We start from the raw sequence: 19,743 nt of genomic DNA, 5'->3' as shown, positions 1-19,743 counted from the left end.
GTCAGCGCCCGTCGTGCTGCTGGTTCTGGCCCGGCTCGTAGGTGAAGACCGCCGAGTCGAAGTGGTTGTAGCCCGCATAGTCGATGAGCTCGTAGAGCCGCGCCCGCGTCTGCATGTCGCCGACGACGGCGTTCTGGGTGCCCTCCGCGTTCAGCGTGTCCAGCGCGCGCTCGGCCGCGCCCATCGCCATCCGCAGCAGGGTCACCGGATAGATCACGATGCGCGCCCCGGCGTCACCGAGCTGCTTCACCGTGAACAGCTCCGACTTGCCGAACTCGGTCATGTTCGCGAGCACCGGCACGTCCAGTGCCGAGGCCACGGCCTCGAACTCGGACAGGTCTCGCATCGCCTCCGGGAAGATCGCGTCGGCCCCGGCGTCGGCCAGCGCCTTGGCCCGGTCGATCGCGACCCGCAGCCCGCGCTCGCCGGGCTCGGTACCGCGCACGTCGGTGCGCGCCATGATGAGGAAGTCCGGGTCGCGACGGCCGTCGACGGCGGCCCGCACGCGGCGCACCGCCTCGCCGAGCCCCACGACCTCCTTGCCGTCCAGGTGCCCGCAGCGCTTGGGGTTCACCTGGTCCTCGAGATGCATGCCGGCGACGCCCGCGTCCTCCATGGTCTGCACGGTGCGGGCCACGTTCATCGGCTCGCCGAACCCGGTGTCGGCGTCGACCAGCGTGGGCAGGTCGGTGACGCGCGCGATCTGTCCCGCGCGGGCCGACACCTCGGACAGGGTGGTGAGCCCGATGTCCGGCAGCCCGAGGTCCGCCGAGAGGACCGCGCCGGAGACGTACACGCCGTCGAACCCCTTGTCCTCGATCAGGTGTGCGGACAACGGGTTGAACGCGCCGGGGAGGCGCAGGATCTCGCCCGCGGCGAGCGCCTCGCGGAGGGCCCGGCGCTTGGCCGCCGGCGTCTCGCGGCTGAAGAGCATCAGCGGGCCTCCGCCTCGGTGGCCGACGTCGGACCACCGGCCGAGGCGCTGGCGCTCGCCGTCGCACCGACGACCGTGGCTGCTTCGGTCGTCGAGCCGGCCGAGACTCCCGCGCCGGCGGTCGCGGCACGCCCGGTCGTCGGGGCACCCGTCATGTCGAACAGCCCGCGCGGGGGCTCGACGTCGTCCAGCAGCCCGGGGCGCGCGACGATCGTCAGCTCGCGGACCTCCGCCGGGGTGAGCTCCGGCAGGCGCTCGGCGAGGTCGAGGAAGCGCGTGATCTCGGCCTCCTCGAGGACGCCGTCGGCCAGCGTGCGGAACTTGGCCACGTAGTTCTGGCGGGCGAACGGCCGGGCGCCGAGCGGGTGCGCGTCGGCGACGGCGATCTCGCGGGTCACCGTCTCGCCGGAGGTGGTGGTGATCTCCACGCGGCCGCCGAACGCCTTCTCGGCCGGGTCGGTGGAGTGGTAGCGGCGGGTCCACTCCGGGTCCTCGGTGGTGGTGACCTTGTGCCACAGGTCCACGGTCTCGGGGCGCTGTGCCCGCCGGGGTGCGTACGAGTCGACGTGGTGCCAGCCGCCGTCCTGCAGCGCGACCGTGAAGATGTACGGCACGGAGTGGTCGAGCGTCTCGCGCGAGGCGGTCGGGTCGTACTTCTGCGGGTCGTTCGCGCCCGAGCCGATCACGTAGTGCGTGTGGTGGCTCGTGTGCAGCACGATGGACTCGACGTTGGCCGGATCGCGCAGGTCGGGCCGCTCGTTGCCGAGCGCGCGGGCCAGGTCGATGATCGCCTGCGCCTGGTACTCGGCGGAGTGCTCCTTGGTGTACGTGTCGAGGATGCCGGTGCGGGGCTCACCCGCGCCCGGGAGGACGACGTCGTACGCCGCGTCCGGGCCGTCCAGCAGCCAGGCGACCACGCCGTCCTCGCCCTCGTAGATCGGCTCGGGGGAGGTCTGGCCGCGCATCGCGCGGTCGACCGCCTCGACCGCGAGCTTGCCCGCGAACGCCGGCGCGTGCGCCTTCCACGTGGAGATCTGGCCCTTGCGGGACTGGCGGGTGGCCGTCGTGGTGTGCAGCGCCTGGCCGATCGCCTGGAACACCGTCTCCGTGTCGAGGCCGAGCATGGTGCCGATGCCGGCTGCCGCGCTCGGGCCGAGGTGCGCGACGTGGTCGATCTTGTGCTTGTGCAGGCTGATCGCCTTGACCAGGTCGACCTGGATCTCGTAGCCGGTGACGATGCCGCGGAGCAGCGCGGCGCCGTCGACGCCGGCGTGCTGTGCGACGGCGAGGACCGGCGGGATGTTGTCGCCCGGGTGGGAGTACTCGGCGGCGAGGAACGTGTCGTGGAAGTCGAGTTCCCGCACGGCGACGCCGTTCGCCCAGGCCGCCCACTCCGGGCTGTAGGTCCGGTCGGTGGGCAGGCCGGACACCGTCGCGCCCGGGGCGTACGGATGCGCCACGGCCTGCGCGCGGGACGCGACGCCCGGGCCACGGGTCAGGCTGGCCGCCGCGACGGCCGCGTTGTCGATGACACGGTTGATGACCATGTCGGTGACCTCGGGCACCGGCGCGACGGGGTCGGTCGCGAGTTCCGCGAGCTTCCACGCGAGCTGGTCCTTGCGCTCGAGGCTCTCCGCGCTCTTGTAGACGCGGAGGTGATGGGTGTACGGCATTTTGTGCTCTCCCGATGCAATCCCGATACGACGTCGTAGCGTCGTCCAGCCTATGCCGTGAATCTGACGTGCTGGTTCCTGCAACCCCACGGAACTTCGCGCGAACTTCGCGTGCGCGGATGAGAGCCCTCGCTGCGGTCGGACCGACCGCAGGAGTGGCCGCACGGCGGTGTCGGTGTCGGTCGATACTCTGGCTGGCGTGACGACACCCGACACCGTCAGCGTCCCGACCACCCCGACCGGCGAGAGCCGGCTCGCGCTCGTGCGCCGGGCACGGCGGATCGACCGGGTGCTGGCCGAGACCTACCCGGACGCGCGGGCCGAACTGGACTTCACCACGCCGCTGGAGCTGCTGGTCGCGACCGTGCTCAGCGCGCAGACCACCGACGTGCGGGTGAACGCCGCGACGCCCGCGCTCTTCGCGAGGTACCCGGACGCGGCCGCCTACGCCGCGGCCGACCCGGAGGAACTGGAGGATGCCCTCCGGCCGCTCGGGTTCTACCGCGCCAAGGCGAAGGCCCTCATGGGACTCGGCAAGGCGCTCGTCGAGCGGTTCGGCGGCGAGGTACCGGGCCGCTTGAAGGACCTCGTGACACTGCCGGGGGTGGGTCGCAAGACGGCGAACGTCGTGCTGGGCAATGCCTTCGGCGTGCCCGGCATCACGGTCGACACGCACTTCGGGCGGCTGGCGCGGCGTCTCGGGTTCACCACCGAGCAGGATCCGGTGACGGTGGAGCGGGAGGTGGGCGAACTCTTCCCGCCCAAGGACTGGACCATGCTCAGCCACCACCTCGTCTGGCACGGCCGCCGCATCTGCCACGCGAAACGACCGGCCTGCGGCGCGTGCCCGGTGGCGCGGTGGTGTCCGTCGTCGGACCTGGGTGAACAGGACCCGATCGCGGCCGCCGCGCTCGTCCGCACCTCCGGACCGCGCTGAACCGAGCGGGTGGAGCCCTGCGCTCACAACCCCGAGAGCGTGCGGAGTCTCTGCGCTCACGACCCCCAGGCGCGCGGAGTCGCTCCGCTCACGACCCCCAGAGCGTGTGGCGGTCCGTCAGCACACCGAGCCAGCTCAGCAGGATCTCCGTGACCTCCTCCGGGGCCTCTTCCGGGAGGAAGTGGCCGGCCCCCCGGACAACGTCGTACCGGAAGTCCCGCACCAGGCGGGCCGCGTCGAGGTCCGCGACCTCCGGGCGCACCAGGCTGTCGAGGGATCCGTGGATCTGGAGGGCGGGGATCGTCAGCGGACGGCGCGCAGCGGCGCGGAGCCGGTGCCCCGAGGCGCGCGGCGCGGAGCGCACCGACCAGCGCAGCGCCTCCATCGCCGAGTGCGCCGCGAACGGGATGCGCATGACGTCGCGGTACCGGGCCACGTCGTCGGGCGCGAACGGCACCGCCGCGCCGTGGGCGAGGACCCGCGAGACCAGGGCGCCGCCGGTCAGGGCCCTCTCCGGGAACGTGGGCGTCTGGTAGAAGGCGAGATGTCGGAGGGCCAGCGGAGTCAGGGCGGCCCGGCCCGGGACGGCGACACGCGCCGGGTGCGGCGCCGCCAGCGCCGCGACGCCCGCCACGACCCGTGGATGCAGCGCGGCGACGCCCCAGGCCAGGATGCCGCCCGTGCCGTGCCCGACGACGACCGCCCGTTCCCGGCCCAGCGACCGCACCACGCCGGCGACGTCGCTCGCGCGGGCCAGGACGTCGTACCCGCCCGGAGGCTTGTCCGACGCCCCGGAGCCCCGCACGTCCATCGCGGCCACGCGATAGCCCGCCGCCGCCAGCGCGGGGATCTGATGCCGCCATGCCCACCAGAACTGCGGGAAGCCGTGCAGCAGGACGACAAGTGGCGCGAGCCGGTCGGCCGGGCCGGCGACCGCGACATGGAACCGCGACCCGCCGGAGGCCACCATCTCGTGCCGCCACGGCCCGTCGGGCAGTGCGACGACGACGTCGCTCGGGGGAGCGCTCGAACTCCGGGACAGCACGGTCACGGTTCGAACCTACGCGCTCGGCGGCAGGCCTGCGGGGTGAACCTGGGTGGTGCCCGGTCCGATCTTCTCGGACCGGGCTCAGCGGTGGGACTGCGGGGTCGTGCGCTGTGTACCTGCCGAGGGCTTCGTGGCGGAGGCGCCGTCGTCGGACGTGCTCGCCTTCTCGGCGGCGTCGGCGGCGGGCCTGTCGGTCTCGCCGGGTTTCTCGCTCGGGGTCGCGGGGCCGGGCTCCTCAGCCTCGGCGACGCGCTCCTTGGGCGGGTCGAAGCGGTAGCCGACGTTGCGGACGGTACCGATGAGCTGCTCGTGCTCGGGACCGAGCTTGGCGCGCAGCCGCCGCACATGGACGTCCACCGTGCGGGTGCCGCCGTAGTAGTCGTAGCCCCAGACCTCCTGGAGGAGCTGCGCGCGGGTGAAGACCCGGCCCGGATGCTGCACCAGGTACTTGAGAAGCTCGAACTCCTTGTAGGTCAGGTCGATCGGGCGGCCGCGCAGGCGAGCGGTGTAGCCGCCCGCGTCGATCGCGAGCTCACCCGCGGCGATCTCCTGCTGCGAATCCTCGGCCGGTCCGTGCGCCGACCGTTCGACGACCAGCCGCAGCCGGGCCTCGACCTCGGCAGGGGAGGCCGACTCCAGCAGGAGATCGTCGGCGCCCCACTCGTGCGTGACGACGGTGAGGCCACCCTCCGTGAGGACCAGGACCAGCGGAACGGTCAGTCCCGTGGCGTGCAGCAGTCGACAGGTGGTGCGGGCGGCGACGAGGTCGCGGCGCGCGTCGAGCAGAACGACATCGGCGTCCGGAGCGTCCACGAGTGCGGACGGTTCCATGGGAAGTACACGCACCCGGTGCGACAGAAGTCCCAGGGCGGGGAGTACGTCAGCCGATCCGCCGTTGGCGGGTGTGAGGATCAACAACTCTGCCATCGACGCACCTCCTCTCGCCGGTCAGGCTCTGCGGAAGTCTGCCTTGTTGCTTGTTGCGTGCATGTTACACGGCCTTTTCCTGGACACGATCGGCGATGTCAGGGCGCGCGAACACGTGGTGAAGCAAGCGTTGCACGTCGTGCCCGGTGGTCGCGCGATCCGCGCCGGGGTGAAAAGTGTCCCCGGGGAGCCCCGTGGTGTCCGCGCGCCGGGACTCGGCCATCTGGAACACTCTGGGACGTGTCTGTGTCATCCCGTGCCGTGACGACCGCCGTGCTGGCCGCGGCCGTGGCAGCCGGCGCCTACCTCGAACCCCGCCCGCTGCCCCTCGTCGGCGTGATCGGGTTGCTGGTGATCCTGGTCGCTCTCGGCTGGCCGAGCATGCTGCGGCTCCCGGCGCCGGGAGGGTCCCGGCTCGTGGTGCTGCTCAGCGGGCTCGGCGCGGCCGCCGCGACCTGGTACACGCCGAGCGAGCCCGTGCTGCGGCACCTGCCGATGATCATCGCGATCGCGTTCGTCCTGGCATTCCTCGCGGAGATGATGCGCCGCGACGGCCGCCGGCGCCTGACCGAGTCCGTGACGGGAACCGTGTCCGGGATCGTCGTCGTCGTGTGCGCGGCGGGCTGGGTCGCCGCCGCGCGCACCGAAGCCGGTGCGATGCTCGTGGCGACCGCCGCGTTCGCCCTGGCCATCGCCGCCGCGTCGGCCGCGTTGCCGCTGAAGGGCTGGCGGGCACTCGTGGTGGCGGTCGTCGCGGCGGTCGTGACGGGCGGGGGCGTGGCGACCCTGCTCCCGGCCATGGACACCGTCAGCGGGGCGTGGACGGGCGCCGTGGCCGGGATCGTCGTGGGCGGCCTCCACCTGCTCCTGGAGCGCCTGCCCGCCCTGACCGGGAAGCTCGCCGGGTTGTCGGCGGCCACGGTCCCCGTCACGGTGACCGGGATGTTCGTCTTCGTGGTCGGGCGCCTGGTCATCCTGTAGGACGGCGGGGCCGTCCCGTCGAGAACTCCGTCCCCGTCGATCGAAACCGTTCTCGCCACAGGAAACGGCGTCCTCGGCAGCGAGGGCTGCAGCCCGGAGGTCGTGGCCAGGTGCGCTCACCCGCGCGATCTCCTACAGCTCCGGCAGCGCGGCGCGGGCCTTCTCCGGGCCGGTACCGGTCGCCTCCAGCATGTCCACCAGGGGTGAGCGCAGCAGCATGACCAGCGACTGCACCTGCCAGTCGCCGGCGCCGACGGCGTGCGGGTCCGCCGCGTGCGCGGTCTGCTCCAGCGCTGCCCGCGCGCGAAGACCCGCCCCGCCCCGGCCGACGTCGGACGCGAGCAGCCGCACGCCTGCCGCGAACGCCTCGACCCGATCCGCGACCGGGCCGATGTCGTGCAGTTCCTCGGCGGCCACCACCGCGGCCGCGCGCCGCGCGAGCACCCGTACGGAACGCATCGCCCGATCGGTCAGCACGGCCTGTTCCTCGAGGCGCCCCAACTCGTCCCTGTGACGGCGCCCCACGCTCACGCGTGCCAGGTCGCGGGCGCCACGGGCGGCGGTCTGCCACTCCTCGAGCACCGGCTCGGACGCCCGTCCGCGCACCAGGGCGGCGCGCGCCTCGGAGGCGTCGCGCTCGCGCATCCCGCGCGCGAGGACCTCCAGGGTCTCGGCCAGTTCCGTCAGAGCCTGCTCGCCGAGGGCGCGGGGCCTGCGCCGGGTGTCGCCCGGCGCGAGCACCGCGACCAGCAGGGCGACCGCACCGCCGACCAGCGCGTCCGTCCAGCGGCCCAGCGGCCCGCCCGACGCCGCCGGCAGGCCCACCACGATGATCGCCTGCGCCCCGGCCTGGATCACCAGCAACGGCCCGGAGTCGATGAACCGCGCGAGCACCGCGGAGGTGAACAGCACGACCGTGAGCTGCCACCAGCCCGACCCGATGAGGTGCACGATCAGGTCGCCCATGCCGACGCCGACGGCGACTCCCACCGCCAGCTCCGCGACCTTGCGCACGTCGCGCTGCGAGGAGAAGCCCAGGCACAGCCACGCCGCGACCGGTGCGAAGAACGGCTCCGCGTGCCCGAGCATCCGCGTCGCGATCAGGTAGGCGAGGCCGGCCGCCACCGCCGCCTGGCCGATCGGGATGAGGCCCGCGCGGACGCGCGTCCACCCCTGTCGTGCCCGCGTGCGCAGGACCAGGACGCGCAGCGCGCGCCGGAACATCGCGTCCGCGGGGCCGGGGAGTGCGCTCAAGACCGTCGCGTCACAGGAGGCCGTCGCCTCCGCGCAGGCCACGCGTGAGCTGCCCGTGCACCTCCGGCCGGTCCGCCGAGACCCCCTCGCCCGGGACCACGGTCTCCTGCGCGGCGGCCACCTCGATGACGTCGTCGCCGGCCTCCGACACGACCAGCAGCCCCGCGTCCTCCGGGACGTTGCGCTTCAGCACGGCCAGTCCGACGGGCCCCAGCTCGTGGTGCCGCGCGACGGACGTCAGCCTCCCGACGACCTTGCCCGGCGCCGCGGCGCCCCGGGCCGCCTCGTCGTCCGTACCCGCGGGGCGCAGGCGGACCTCGGCACCGGGCTCGGGGATCACGTGCCCCGACCCGTCGAGGTGGAGGAACACGAGGCGGCGCGGAGGCCGGCCGAGGTTGTGCACCCGCGCGATGGTTTCCTGCCCCCGGTAGCAGCCCTTGGCCAGGTGTACGGCGGTGCGCAGCCAGTCGAGCTCGTGGGGGATGCTCCGCTCGTCGACCTCGCGCCCGAGACGCGGCCGCCATGCCTCGACGCGCAGCGCCTCGGTCGCCCAGGTCCCCGCGAGCCGCCAGCCGGCGGCCTCGCGGGCGGCGATCTCGTCGGCCAGGGCCTCGGCGGGCACCAGGACGAGACGCCAGTGCCGGTCCGCCCCGGGGTGCTCGGCCTCGGGCGGTCCGTACCGCGTGCCGCCGCCGACCACGTGCGGCCAGGTGTCGTGCCAGGTGACGGGCTCGTCCGCGGTGCCCTCGGCATTGACGGCCTCGCCGATCGCGGCGTACCTGCCCGTGAGGTCCTCGATCTCGACGCGCATCATGAACTTCATGCGCTCGAGCCAGGCCGCGAGGCCGGGGGCGGAGGCGCGCTCGGTGATCAGCCAGGTGGCTTCGCCGTCGTCGACGACGCCGGCCGCGTGCTCGACGTGCCCCTGCGGCGAGAGGACGAGCAGCTCCGTGGACTCACGCGGGCGCAGGTGCTCGACGTCCTGGGACGTGATCGAGTGCAGCCAGCCGAGTCGGTCCGGCCCGGCCACGCGCACGACACCGAGGTGGGACTGGTCGACGACGGCGCCGCCCTGCTCCAGGGCGCGCTGCTCGGCCACCGGATCGCCGTAGTGCCAGGCGACTCCCTCATCGGGACCGGTCGCCGCGACGGCTCCCGATCGGGCGAGCAAAGGGCTTGCGTACGTGGTCACGTCATTCACCTTCTCCACAGCGTCCCGGCCGATGCGCGAATTCCCGCTCTCGACAGTGTCTCCCGGCACAGGCAGCCTGACAGCCGCGACCACGAGGCTATCGCGGCATGGCGTCGCCCGGTGCAGGCCGCTTGATCACCGCGACCACGAGGTTGCCGCCCCCCGGATGGCCTTGCCGCGACTTCATCCCGGCCGATGCGCGAGAAGCTCATGGTGTGCGCGGCAACCTCAGTGCCGTGGGCCGCATGCGTGAGCTAGCGACGGTCCAGTTCGCCCGACGCGTAGGAGCGGAGCGGTTCGCCGAACGCGGCCAGTTCCTCGACCCAGAGGAGGCGGCCCTCGACGAGGCCGAACAGGCGCTTCGAGGCGCGCACGTCCGACGACGTCGACGTGCGCGCGATCGCGTCGCTCGCCAGGTCGACACGGCCGTTGCCCACGGCGCCGACGTACAACGTCATCCGCCCGGCAGCGTCGGCGACGACCACCTCGAGCGGGTGCCTGTCCTCCTCGAGCCCGTCGGGCCGGTCGGTGGAGACCCGCCAGTAGCCGGTCTCGGTGGACCACACGGTCTCGCCCGACGCGGTGCCGTCGTCGTCGGTCGTCGGAGCCGCGGTGGGCTCGCCGGTTGCGACGCGGAGCGTCGACTCGAAGCGGAGGTACGGGCCGCCGTCGTGGTCGAACGTGAGCTCCTGCGTGAACGGCTTCTTGCCGACCGCGGGATGGTCGATGACGCCGCTGCCGCTCCACGTGCCCACCAGCCAGGCCAGCGGGTACACCTCTGGCGCGAGGCCCTCGGGGAACGCGAAGGGCATCAGCGCTGGCCGGAGAAGAGCTTGTAGACCGTGTACCCGGCGAACCAGGTAATGGTCAGGACGGCGGCCACGAGGAGGCCGATGAACACGCCTTCGAGCGCCTGGTAGTCGTGCATGGTGCGATCCTAACCATCATGACCGACACGCACCGGCCCCTCGTGATCAAGACCACCTCGGGTCTCGACCGGCCCGAGACCGTCAACCAGGCGTTCACGGTCGCCGCCACCGCGGTGGCCGCCGGAGCCGAGGTGAGCCTGTGGCTCGCGGGCGAGGCGTCGTGGTTCGCGCTGCCCGGCCGGGCGGCCGAACTGGAACTGGAGCACGCGGCCCCGTTGCCGGACCTGCTGGAGGCAGTCATCGCCGCGGGCACGGTCACCCTTTGCACGCAGTGCGCGGCGCGGCGCGAGATCGGGCCCGACGACATCCTCACCGGCATCCGCATCGCCGGATCCCCGGTCTTCGTCGAGGAGATCCTCCGCCCGGACGCCCAGGCGCTCATGTACTGACTGGCAGGGTGCTGCCCCTGGGGATCGCTGTCGCAACCGGATCGTGCTGGGCTGTGGTCTGGCGGCCGCGCGTGTGACCCATGTTCTGCCTGCGCCCCTCGATCCACGCCCCCCGAACCGCCGCCAGATGCCGGTTCCGCTTGCCGAACTGCAGGTCGATGCCGGTTGCAGCCGCCGAACCGCAGGTCGATGCCGGTTCCGGGTGCCGAGCCGCAGTCTGGTTCCGGTTCCGGTTGCCGAGCCGCACGGTGAATCGTTCAAACACGGGGTTTGAACGATTCACCGTGCGGCTCGGCGGCCGCAAGCGATGTCGGAGTGCGGTTCGGCGGTAGGTGACCAGGGGTCCTCGGGAGGGGTGCTCTGCCGTAGGCTCGGGGCGTGTTCTTCTCCCTCCAAGGAATCGTGACGCTGATCATCGGCTGGGGCGTCCTGATCGCGCTCGTGATCGCGCTCCTCGACGCCGGGCGGCGGCCCGACCAGGGCTACCGCTCCGAGGGCAAGCTCGACAAGACGAAATGGCTGCTCATCCTCGGATTCGCCGGGGTGGTGGCACTGCTCGGCGCGCTGGGCATGATCGGGGTCTTCCTCAATCTGGTCGCCGTCGTCCCCGCCGCCATCTACTGGGTCGACGTGCGCCCGCGCCTCCTGCGGTACGGCACGGGCAGCGGCCCGCAGCGCCCCGGCGGGCCCGGCGGCGGATGGTGATGCATTCCGAGGCGCCGTCGTCGGACACCGTCTCGTCGTCGGACACCATCTCGGCATCGGGCCCCGGCGCAGGCGAGGCCTCGTCGTCGGCCGCCGCTCCGCCGTCGGGCACGCCCGCGTCGTTGAGAACGGCACGAACCTCAGGTGCGACGGCGTCGGACCCCGGCGCGGGGACGGTTCGCTCCGCGGACCCCGTGCGAGCGTCAGGCGGGGCCTCGTCGTCGGACAGGGAAACCGCCGGCCAGACCGTGGCCGACGCGGCGGCGCCGTTGGCGCACGTCCTGCGCGGTGGGCTCGTGGAGTCCGTTCATCTGGGACACCTGGTGGTCCTCGGCCCCGACGGCGGGGTGCGGCTCGCGGTCGGCGACCCTGACGTGGTGATCTGGCCCCGGTCGTCGGCCAAGCCGATCCAGGCGCTCGCGATGCTGGACAACGGCCTCGACCTCCCGGACCCCCTGGTCGCGCTGGTCGCGGCGAGCCACAACGGCGAGCCCGTCCACCGTGCGGGCGTGCGGGAGATCCTGAGCCGCGCCGGGCTCACCACCGACGACCTGCGGAACACTCCCGACATGCCGCTGCACGCGCCGTCGGCGTTCGCGTGGCAGATGGCGGACCACGTCGAGGAAGGCGACGGTCCCGGGCCCGCGCCGATCGCGCAGAACTGCTCCGGCAAGCACGCCGGGATGCTCGCGACCTGTGTGGTCAACGGCTGGTCACGTGAGGACTACCTCGAGGCCGAGCATCCGGTGCAGGTGGAGATCCGCGAGTGGTTCACCCGGCTGACCGGCGTCGAACCGGCCCACGCCACCGTCGACGGCTGCGGTGCCCCGCTGTTCAGCACCACGTTGTCGGGCCTGGCCAGGGCCTTCGGCCAGATCGCCGGCGCGCCGGACGACGTCGCGGCGCGGGTGGCTCACGCGATGAACGCACACCCCGAGATGGTCGGCGGCGAGGGTCGTGAGGCGACGCTCGCGATGCGGGCGGTCCCGGGGCTCGTCGCGAAGGACGGGGCCGACGGCGTCTACGGTGCGGGCCTGCCGGACGGCTCGGCGGTCGCGTTCAAGGTGCTCGACGGCGGTCCCCGGCCGCGACCCGCGATCCTGGCCGCCGCGCTCCGGCTGGCGGGCGCGGCCGACGTCCCGGGCGTGGATCTGGCCGCCCTGGACGCGATGGGCGACGTCCCGGTGCTGGGCGGCGGCCATCCGGTGGGCAGCGTCGAGGTGCCGTTCGCGTAGCGCGGGCCCGGCGCCGCGCGTCCGCGGTCCGGACGGCGACCGTGCCGCTGCCGCACGCGTTCTGCGGGGTGCCAGCCGCAGATGGGGTCGGCTGGAGTCGCGTGGTCGGTCCGATGTCGAGCGATCGGTCGCCTGAGTGACCGACCGCTCGACATGGGGCCGATTGCTCGGCGTCGGGCCGACCGAGCGCAGCCTGCGGGCCGACGGCGTCTCCTCCGCGGTCTTGTGCGACCTCCTAGGATCGCCCGCATGAGAGCCGTGATCCAGCGCGTGACGCGCGCGAGCGTGACCGTCGGCGGCGAGATCGTCGGGAAGATCGACCGGCCGGGGCTGCTGGCCCTGGTCGGGGCGACGCACGACGACGGCCCCGAGCAGGTCGCGACCATCGCCCGCAAGATCGCCGAACTGCGCATCCTGCGCGACGAGCGCTCCGCCGTCGACGCCGGTGCACCCGTCCTGGTGGTCAGTCAGTTCACGCTGTACGGGGACGCGCGCAAGGGCCGGCGGCCCACCTGGAACGCGGCGGCCCCGCGGCCGGTCGCCGAGCCGCTGGTGGACGCCGTCGTCGAGGAACTGCGCTCCCGGGGGCTGGAGGTGGCGACCGGCCGCTTCGGCGCGGACATGACGGTGGACCTCGTGAACGACGGGCCGGTGACGATTCTCCTGGACGCCTGACCGGGTCGTATGGCTGGTCGTGGCGTGGACGCCCGACCAACTGATTCACCCGGGTGAAATATCTGGGGTGCATACTTGTTCCCGTCGTGAACAAATCGGGAGGCGTGATGGCTTCCGCCATATCAGCTCGTACGGAAGAGTCCACGACCGGGACGCAGCGCCGCGCCGTCGCGCCGCACGTCTCGGCCGCCCTGTCCGACATGGTCGAAGGCGACCCCGAGGCTCGAGCGGAGCTCGAGAACATTCTCCATAGCGAGCATCTGACCGGTGCGGCCCTGCTCCCGGATCCGTTGCCCGCCGTCCCGGCCGCCAGGGCGGCCTGTCCCGGCCTGTCCGGCCTGGACGAGGACACACGCCGCATCCTGCTCACCGCCGCGGTCGCCGTGGTCGATCGTGCCGACGTGCTGCTCGCCGCCGCCGGAGCCGACATCGACGACCTGGTCTCCGGCCCGGCCGGTGACCACCTGCACCTGGTGGGAGGCCGGTTCTCCTTCCGCGATCAGAGGGTCCGGCAGATCGTGCACGACGACGCCGACCTCGCCGCGCGGACGGCCGTGCACGTCGGACTGGCGAACGTGCTGCGCGGCTCCGGGCGGGCCGAGGTGGCCCTCTGGCACACGGCGCTGAGCACGATGGAGGGCGACGCGCTGCTCGCCGACGGCCTCGTCGAACTCGCGGAGCGGCACCTGGCCTGCGGCGACACGGCCCGCGCGCACGAGGTGGCGCGCGAGGCCGTAAGCCAGGGCGCGGGCGACACGCACCGGCGTGCCAGCGCTGTCGCGAGCCGCGCAGCCCTGCTCGGCGGCCACGTGCACGACGCCGTCTCCTTCGCGCGGCAGGCGGGCGACGCCGTCCCGGCGCTCACCGCGGCACTGGCCCTGCGCGACGGCGACCCGGACCCCGGGCTGGCGGACGTCGTCGAGTCCGAGCACGATCGTGCCGCGCTGCGTGCCGCGGTCGGCGCGCTCGCGGTCGCCCACGCCGACCCGGAGAAGGCCGCGGCGATCCTCGCCGAGGTGCTGCCCGACGTCGCGCCCGCGCGCCGCTCCGGCTGCTGGTTCGAGGCGCCGGGTTGCGTGACACCGCTGGTCGAGGCGCATCTCCGGGTGGTGCAGGCGCTGGTCGCGATGCGTTCGGGTGAGCTCGACCGGGCCGCCGGCGTGCTCGGCGACGCCGCGTGCCGGCTCCCCGTCGCCCTCGCGTTCGGCGGGCTCGGCGTGGCCTTGGCGCGCCGGCTCGACCTGGTGCGGACGGGCGGCGTGAGCGCGACGACGCGGGCGCTGGAGGCGGCATCCGCGGGGGCGGCCGCCGGCGTCGTACGGGCGGCCCAGCTCGGCGACAAGGCGGTCGAGGCCACGCGCGCCGGACAGGACGTGCAGGCCGCGACCTTTCTCTGCCTGGCCGCCGAGCGCGGTGGGGCCGAGCTGCGCGCATGGTGGCTCCCGACCCCGGACCCGGTCGAGCTCTTCGTGCGCGCCGGCCAGCAGCGCGCCGCCCGGCGCCACCTGGCTCAGCTGCGTGCGGCGGTGCTCGGCCCTGCTCCACGCGTCGCCGGCCTGCGCATGAAACTCGACCTGGCGCGGGCCGAGGTGGCACTCTCGGAGCCGAGCGTGCTCCAGCGCGCGGCGGAGCGGGCGATCGAGGTGTCGCAGGTCGTGGGGTCCACGTTCGAACGCGGCCTGACCGAGATGGTGATCGCGCGGGCGCTCGAGCGGCACGGGCACGACTCCGAGGCCTCCGCACATCTGCTGGCGGCGCGGGCGCTGTTCGTGGAATCCGGCGCGCTGGCCTTCCTCCCGGACCGGCGTCCGTCGCCGGGTACGGCCCGGAGGAGCGGGCGGCAGGCCGGGAACGGCGCGGCGGAGAACCCCGCCGGGAACGGCGCCGCCGAGGCCCCCACCGCCGAGAATGTGACGCGTCTCGACCTCGAGCGGCAGGGGCGCGAGGTGCGGGTGGCCGAGACGGTCCCCGACCGCTTCGCGCACTGGGGCGAGCTGCTCACGGAACGGGAGCTCGACGTGGCCCGGCTCGTCGCGCAAGGACGGACGAACCGCCAGGTCGCGGAGCGGCTCTACGTCTCGGTGCGCACGGTCGAGGTGCACCTGGGCCGGGTGTTCCGCAAGCTCGGCGTCCGCTCCCGCACGGAACTGGCCGTCCTGGCCTACCGCACGGCGTGACCCCTGACGGCGTCTGACCGGGTGGATGCGGCATGCCGTCGGCCGGCCCGATGGCGCACGTTCGGTCGGATGTCGAGCGGTCGGCGTCTCGGGTTGCCGACGACCGCTCGACGTCGGACCGACGACACGACGCCGGACTGGCCGGCACCCCGCGATACGGGGTTTCCCGTATGGCGGTCCGGATTCTCGGGCCGCCATTGTGGAGATCACGGATTCCTTAAAAAGGAACCTCTCCTTACTTTTAGGGGGACGAGGAGAGGTAGGGGCCATGAAGACCGAACACACACGACGACGACAGCGGGCCTGGCGGGGTATCGCGCTCGCGGTCGCGCTGGCGGTCACCGGCGGCGGCGTGGCCGCCACGGCCGCCGCGCCACAGGCCGCGGCCGTCGAGTGCGCCACCCCGTGGTCGTCCTCAGCGGTGTACGTCGCCGACGACGTCGCCTCGTACGACGGGCACAACTGGCGTGCCAAGTGGTGGACCCTGGGAGAGACCCCGGGCGCCGCGCAGTGGGGCCCCTGGGAGGACCAGGGCGAGTGCGGTGCGCCTGAGCCGACGCCGACACCCACCGACGAACCGACGGACGAACCGACCGACGAGCCGACGGACGAGCCCACCGACCCGCCGGCGGGCACGAACCCCGACGAGGTCTGCCGCCCGGACGGCATGGCCCCCACGCCCGGCGTCGACACCCCGTACTGCGACGTCTACGACACGGACGGCCGCGAGGCCCTGCCGAACGGCCTCGACCGCCGCGTGATCGGCTACTTCACGAGCTGGCGCACCGGCACCGGCGACCAGCCCGCCTACCTGGCGAGCGACATCCCGTGGGAGTCCGTGAGCCACATCAACTACGCGTTCGCGCACGTCGGCGAGGACTACCGGGTGTCGGTCAACGCCGACGTGGCCGGGAACCCCGCCACCGACATGACGTGGCCGGGCGTCGAGGGCGCCGAGATGGATCCTGCCCTGCCCTACACCGGGCACTTCAACCTGCTGCGTCGGTACAAGGAGCAGCACCCCGGCGTGAAGGTCATCCCCGCCGTCGGCGGCTGGGCCGAGACCGGCGGCTACTTCGACGGCGACGGGGAACGTGTCGCGTCGGGCGGCTTCTACACGACGACCGACTCGCAGGAGCGCATCGACGTCTTCGCCGAGTCGGTCGTGGAATTCGTCCGCGAGTACGGGTTCGACGGGATCGACATCGACTACGAGTACCCGACGTCGAACAACGACGCCGGCAACCCGCTGGACTTCGAGTTCTCGAACGCCCGGCGCGGCGAGCTCTTCGAGGGCTACGTCGCGCTCATGAAGACACTCCGCGAGCACCTCGACGCCGCCGGGGCCGAGGACGGCGAGTACTACATGCTCACCACGGCCACGCCGTCGTCCGGCTGGCTGCTGCGGGGGATGGAGGTCCACCAGATCACCGAGTACGTCGACTACGTCAACATGATGACCTACGACCTGCACGGGGCCTGGAACAAGTACGTGGGCGGGAACGCCGCGCTGTACGACGACGGCAAGGACCCGGAGCTCGTCGCCGGCGGTGTCTACACGGCTTACGACGGCATCGGCTACCTCAACGGCGACTGGGCCGCGCACTACTTCCGCGGTGCCATGCAGGCCGGCCGGATCAACCTCGGCGTGCCCTACTACACGCGCGGGTTCCAGGGAGTGACCGGCGGGACGAACGGCATGGGCGGGACCGCGGTGCCGCCGTCGGGCTACACCTGCCCGCCCGGCACCAACAACGCCTGCGGGCACGGTGCGGACGGCATCGACAACCTCTGGTACGACACGGACCCGACCGGAAGCCCGGTACCCGCCGGAGTGAACCCGATCTGGCACGTGAAGAACCTGGCCGACGGCGTCGTCGGGGACTACACCGACGCGTACGGCGTGCCGGGCACCATCGAGGGCAGCTACACGCACCTGACCGATGACGTCACCAAGAACGAGTGGTGGTGGAACGCCGAGACCAGCACGTTCCTGTCCGGCGACGCGGAGTGGGCTATCGGCGAGAAGGCCGACTACGTGGCCGACGCCGGGCTCGGCGGCGTGATGATCTGGGAGCTCGCCGGTGACTACGGCTACAACCAGGCCAAGGGGCAGTACGAGATGGGCTCGACGCTCACCGACCTGCTGCACTCGAAGCTGTCGGGCGTGCCGGCCTACGGCAGCACCAAGGCGAACGGGACGACGCCGGGCGAGGCGCTCGACGTCGACCTCGAGTACACGGACTTCGCGCTCGGCGACAACAACTACCCGATCGCGCCGAAGGTACTGTTCCACAACCGCTCGGACACCGCCGTCCCCGCCGGGGCGACCGTGACCTTCCAGTACGCCACGACCGACACCGGCGCGATGAGCGACTGGTCCGGGCTCGGCACGACGACGACGCCGGGACGATCCGGCCCCAACGTGGGCGGGCTCGGCGCGGACTTCCACACCGCGACGTTCACGGTCCCGGCCGGCGGTATCCCCGCGGGCGGGTCGATCACGAACAACCTCAAGTGGGCGCTGCCGGTGGCGCAGTTCTCCAACGTGGTCGTGACGATCGACGGCACCGACTACGCGACCACCTACGACCACCCGCGCGGCGTGACCGTCGTCGACCCGTGAGTGCGTGAACGCACGGATCCACGACGGACGGTGGCCGGCCCGGAGCGAACCGGGCACCAGGGCCGGCCACACCACCAGCAACCAGCACCAGTACCGACCAGGAGCCCGGACACCAGGCCGGACACCGAAGGACCAGCCGGCCGACGGCCGGAAACGAGGACGAAGGAGACCCCTCATGGAGTTGCAGCACAGCCAGGCGCCGTCGAGCGCCCGACGGAGGAAGCGACGCACCGTCGTCGCGAGCCTCGCGGCGCTCGCCGTCGCGGGCGCCGGGGCGCTCACCGCGCTGGCCACCACCGCGAACGCGGAGGAGCCGGAGGTCGGGACCACGTCCGTGAACGGCTACCGCAACGTCGCCTACTTCACGCAATGGGGCGTGTACGGGCGCGACTACCAGGTCAAGGACATCGTCGAGGCGGGGATCGCCGACGATCTGACCCACATCAACTACGCGTTCGGCAACATCCACCACGAGACCCTCGAGTGCTTCGAGGCGAACAAGGCGCAGGGTGACGGGCCGAACGGGTCCGACGGCGCCGGCGACGCCTGGGCCGACTACGGCATGGGCTACACCGCGGCGGACTCGGTGTCCGGCGTGGCCGACACCTGGGACCAGCCGCTGGCCGGCTCCTTCAACCAGCTCAAGCAGCTGAAGGAGCAGCACCCGGACCTCAAGGTGATGATCTCGCTCGGCGGCTGGACCTGGTCGAAGAACTTCTCGCTGGCCGCGGCGACGCCGGAGTCCCGGGCGAACTTCGTGTCCTCCTGCATCGACCAGTACATCAAGGGCAACCTGCCCGTGATCGACGGTCGTGGCGGCCCCGGTTCGGCCGCCGGCGTGTTCGACGGGATCGACATCGACTGGGAGTGGCCCGGCTCACCGAACGGCAACACGGGCAACCATGTCGACCCGGAGAACGACGCGGCGAACTTCAAGGCGCTGCTCGCCGAGTTCCGCAGCCAGCTGGACGCCTACGGCGCGCAGACCGGTGAGGACTACGAGCTGACGGCCTTCCTCCCGGCGAACCCGGAGGACATCACCGCGGGTGGCTGGAACGACCCGCAGATCTTCGACTCGCTCGACTTCGGCAACCTGCAGGGCTACGACCTGCACGGAGCCTGGGACGCCGACCTCACCGGGCACCAGGGCAACCTGTACCCGGACCCGGCGGACCCGCGCGAGCCGTCCCGGCAGTTCAACATCGAGGAGTCCCTCGCGGAGTACACGGGCAACGGAATCGACCCGGCGCAGCTCACGCTCGGCCTGGCGATGTACGGCCGCGGCTGGACGGGAGTGACCCAGTCGGAGGCCTGGGGCAGCGCCACCGGTGCGGCGCCCGGCACCTACGAGGCCGGCAACGAGGACTACGACATCCTGAAGAACCTCGGCACCGAGTACTTCGACGAGCAGGTCGGCGCTGCCTGGCGGTACGACGGCACGCAGTGGTGGAGCCTCGACACCCCGCAGTCCGTCACGCAGAAGGCGCGGTGGATCAAGGACCAGGGCCTCAGCGGCGCCATGTGGTGGGAGCTGTCGGGCGACGAGACCGGCGACCTTCCCGCCGCGGTGGTCGCCGAGTTCGGTTCGGGCGATCCCGGCCCGGACCCGACGGACGATCCCACGGACGACCCGACGGACGATCCCACGGACGACCCGACGGACGACCCGACCGATCCGCCGTCGGACGACTGCGCCTCGGCGCCGTGGAGCGCGTCGACCGTGTACACGGGCGGTGACACCGCGTCGTACAACGGCCACGAGTGGGAGGCCAAGTGGTGGACGCAGGGCGAGACCCCGGGCAGCGCCGACGTCTGGGCGGACCTCGGGGAATGCTCCGGCGATCCCGACCCCGACCCGACCGACGACCCCGGCACGGGCGACTGCCCGGCGGCCTGGAACAGCACCACGGCCTACACGGGCGGCGACGAGGTCGAGTACGGCGGCAACGCCTGGCGCGCCAAGTGGTGGACCCAGGGCGACACCCCGGGCACCGGCGAGTGGGGCCCGTGGGAGGACCTGGGGGCCTGCTGACCCGCTGACCCGCTGACCGGCCGCTGCCG

Annotated in this window: 15 protein-coding genes and 1 pseudogene; 9 read left to right on the top strand and 7 right to left on the bottom strand. The window is 72.7% G+C overall.

Annotation, left to right across the window (positions count from 1 at the left end; genetic code table 11):
* Position 1: 1 nt before the first annotated feature.
* Together prpB and ACYVK5_RS24075 are read right to left on the bottom strand one after the other, a co-directional pair.
* Positions 2-934, bottom strand: coding sequence for a methylisocitrate lyase (gene prpB / locus ACYVK5_RS24080; RefSeq protein WP_460708517.1), 933 nt, complete (start codon positions 932-934; stop codon positions 2-4).
* Positions 935-1,092: 158 nt separating this feature from the next.
* Positions 1,093-2,607 (bottom strand): annotated as a pseudogene (locus tag ACYVK5_RS24075) (MmgE/PrpD family protein); the annotation flags it as partial.
* Between the two features lie 199 nt (positions 2,608-2,806).
* Between ACYVK5_RS24075 and nth the strand changes: the two are divergent.
* Positions 2,807-3,544, top strand: coding sequence for an endonuclease III (nth, locus tag ACYVK5_RS24070; protein WP_460708516.1), 738 nt, complete (start codon positions 2,807-2,809; stop codon positions 3,542-3,544).
* An 88-nt stretch (positions 3,545-3,632) separates the two neighbouring features.
* Here nth and ACYVK5_RS24065 read toward each other — a convergent pair whose 3' ends face one another.
* Together ACYVK5_RS24065 and ACYVK5_RS24060 are read right to left on the bottom strand one after the other, a co-directional pair.
* On the bottom strand, positions 3,633-4,595 hold the full coding sequence (locus tag ACYVK5_RS24065; protein ID WP_460708515.1) for an alpha/beta fold hydrolase: 963 nt from the start codon (positions 4,593-4,595) through the stop codon (positions 3,633-3,635).
* 78 nt (positions 4,596-4,673) lie between these two features.
* The gene (locus ACYVK5_RS24060; RefSeq protein ID WP_460708514.1) at positions 4,674-5,519 is read right to left on the bottom strand and encodes a winged helix-turn-helix transcriptional regulator; all 846 of its coding nucleotides are present in this window, start codon (positions 5,517-5,519) and stop codon (positions 4,674-4,676) included.
* A gap of 240 nt (positions 5,520-5,759) precedes the next feature.
* On the opposite strand from ACYVK5_RS24060, the gene ACYVK5_RS24055 reads away from it, so the two are divergent.
* Positions 5,760-6,500, top strand: coding sequence for a hypothetical protein (locus tag ACYVK5_RS24055; protein WP_460708513.1), 741 nt, complete (start codon positions 5,760-5,762; stop codon positions 6,498-6,500).
* A 132-nt stretch (positions 6,501-6,632) separates the two neighbouring features.
* Here the strand turns inward: ACYVK5_RS24055 and ACYVK5_RS24050 are convergent, their stop codons facing one another.
* The 3 genes from ACYVK5_RS24050 to ACYVK5_RS24040 all read right to left on the bottom strand — a co-directional run bounded on the left by ACYVK5_RS24050 (position 6,633) and on the right by ACYVK5_RS24040 (position 9,758).
* Complete coding sequence (locus ACYVK5_RS24050) at positions 6,633-7,754, bottom strand: FUSC family protein (protein ID WP_460708512.1); 1,122 nt, start codon at positions 7,752-7,754, stop codon at positions 6,633-6,635.
* A gap of 10 nt (positions 7,755-7,764) precedes the next feature.
* Entirely contained in the window at positions 7,765-8,946 is a 1,182-nt protein-coding gene (ygfZ, locus tag ACYVK5_RS24045; RefSeq protein WP_460708511.1) for a CAF17-like 4Fe-4S cluster assembly/insertion protein YgfZ, read from the bottom strand.
* Between the two features lie 254 nt (positions 8,947-9,200).
* Positions 9,201-9,758 (bottom strand): heme-binding beta-barrel domain-containing protein, encoded by a 558-nt coding sequence (locus ACYVK5_RS24040; protein ID WP_460708510.1) that lies wholly within the window; start codon positions 9,756-9,758, stop codon positions 9,201-9,203.
* Between the two features lie 134 nt (positions 9,759-9,892).
* Here ACYVK5_RS24040 and ACYVK5_RS24035 point away from each other — a divergent pair, with 134 nt between their 5' ends.
* From ACYVK5_RS24035 to ACYVK5_RS24005, 7 genes are all read left to right on the top strand, one after another.
* Positions 9,893-10,264, top strand: a complete 372-nt coding sequence (locus ACYVK5_RS24035) for a DsrE family protein (protein ID WP_460708509.1) — start codon at positions 9,893-9,895, stop codon at positions 10,262-10,264.
* Positions 10,265-10,642: 378 nt separating this feature from the next.
* The gene (locus ACYVK5_RS24030; RefSeq protein WP_460708508.1) at positions 10,643-10,969 is read left to right on the top strand and encodes a DUF2516 family protein; all 327 of its coding nucleotides are present in this window, start codon (positions 10,643-10,645) and stop codon (positions 10,967-10,969) included.
* Positions 10,969-12,204 carry an asparaginase gene (locus tag ACYVK5_RS24025; protein WP_460708507.1) on the top strand — a complete coding sequence of 412 codons (1,236 nt, stop codon included), beginning with the start codon at positions 10,969-10,971 and terminating at the stop codon, positions 12,202-12,204. Before ACYVK5_RS24030 ends, ACYVK5_RS24025 begins: the two co-directional genes overlap by 1 nt.
* Before the next feature lie 249 nt (positions 12,205-12,453).
* Entirely contained in the window at positions 12,454-12,879 is a 426-nt protein-coding gene (dtd, locus tag ACYVK5_RS24020; protein ID WP_460708506.1) for a D-aminoacyl-tRNA deacylase, read from the top strand.
* 107 nt (positions 12,880-12,986) lie between these two features.
* Positions 12,987-15,056 (top strand): helix-turn-helix transcriptional regulator, encoded by a 2,070-nt coding sequence (locus ACYVK5_RS24015; RefSeq protein ID WP_460708505.1) that lies wholly within the window; start codon positions 12,987-12,989, stop codon positions 15,054-15,056.
* Positions 15,057-15,324: 268 nt separating this feature from the next.
* Positions 15,325-17,682, top strand: coding sequence for a glycosyl hydrolase family 18 protein (locus ACYVK5_RS24010; RefSeq protein WP_460708504.1), 2,358 nt, complete (start codon positions 15,325-15,327; stop codon positions 17,680-17,682).
* 175 nt (positions 17,683-17,857) lie between these two features.
* Entirely contained in the window at positions 17,858-19,714 is a 1,857-nt protein-coding gene (locus ACYVK5_RS24005) for a glycosyl hydrolase family 18 protein (protein WP_460708503.1), read from the top strand.
* Positions 19,715-19,743: the final 29 nt, after the last annotated feature.

The organism is Myceligenerans halotolerans (assembly GCF_054782975.1).
Note: the sequence above shows the minus strand (reverse complement) of the source record. Positions and strands in the feature narration are given on the sequence as shown.

What these genes read in the sequence shown, in the direction of transcription:
- ACYVK5_RS24040 (WP_460708510.1), bottom strand. Translation starts at nt 9,758, where the DNA reads ATGCCCTTCGCGTTCCCCGAGGGCCTCGCGCCAGAGGTGTACCCGCTG.
- prpB (WP_460708517.1), bottom strand. Translation starts at nt 934, where the DNA reads ATGCTCTTCAGCCGCGAGACGCCGGCGGCCAAGCGCCGGGCCCTCCGC.
- ACYVK5_RS24035 (WP_460708509.1), top strand. Translation starts at nt 9,893, where the DNA reads ATGACCGACACGCACCGGCCCCTCGTGATCAAGACCACCTCGGGTCTC.
- ACYVK5_RS24025 (WP_460708507.1), top strand. Translation starts at nt 10,969, where the DNA reads ATGCATTCCGAGGCGCCGTCGTCGGACACCGTCTCGTCGTCGGACACC.
- dtd (WP_460708506.1), top strand. Translation starts at nt 12,454, where the DNA reads ATGAGAGCCGTGATCCAGCGCGTGACGCGCGCGAGCGTGACCGTCGGC.
- ACYVK5_RS24015 (WP_460708505.1), top strand. Translation starts at nt 12,987, where the DNA reads ATGGCTTCCGCCATATCAGCTCGTACGGAAGAGTCCACGACCGGGACG.
- ACYVK5_RS24010 (WP_460708504.1), top strand. Translation starts at nt 15,325, where the DNA reads ATGAAGACCGAACACACACGACGACGACAGCGGGCCTGGCGGGGTATC.
- ACYVK5_RS24060 (WP_460708514.1), bottom strand. Translation starts at nt 5,519, where the DNA reads ATGGCAGAGTTGTTGATCCTCACACCCGCCAACGGCGGATCGGCTGAC.
- ACYVK5_RS24005 (WP_460708503.1), top strand. Translation starts at nt 17,858, where the DNA reads ATGGAGTTGCAGCACAGCCAGGCGCCGTCGAGCGCCCGACGGAGGAAG.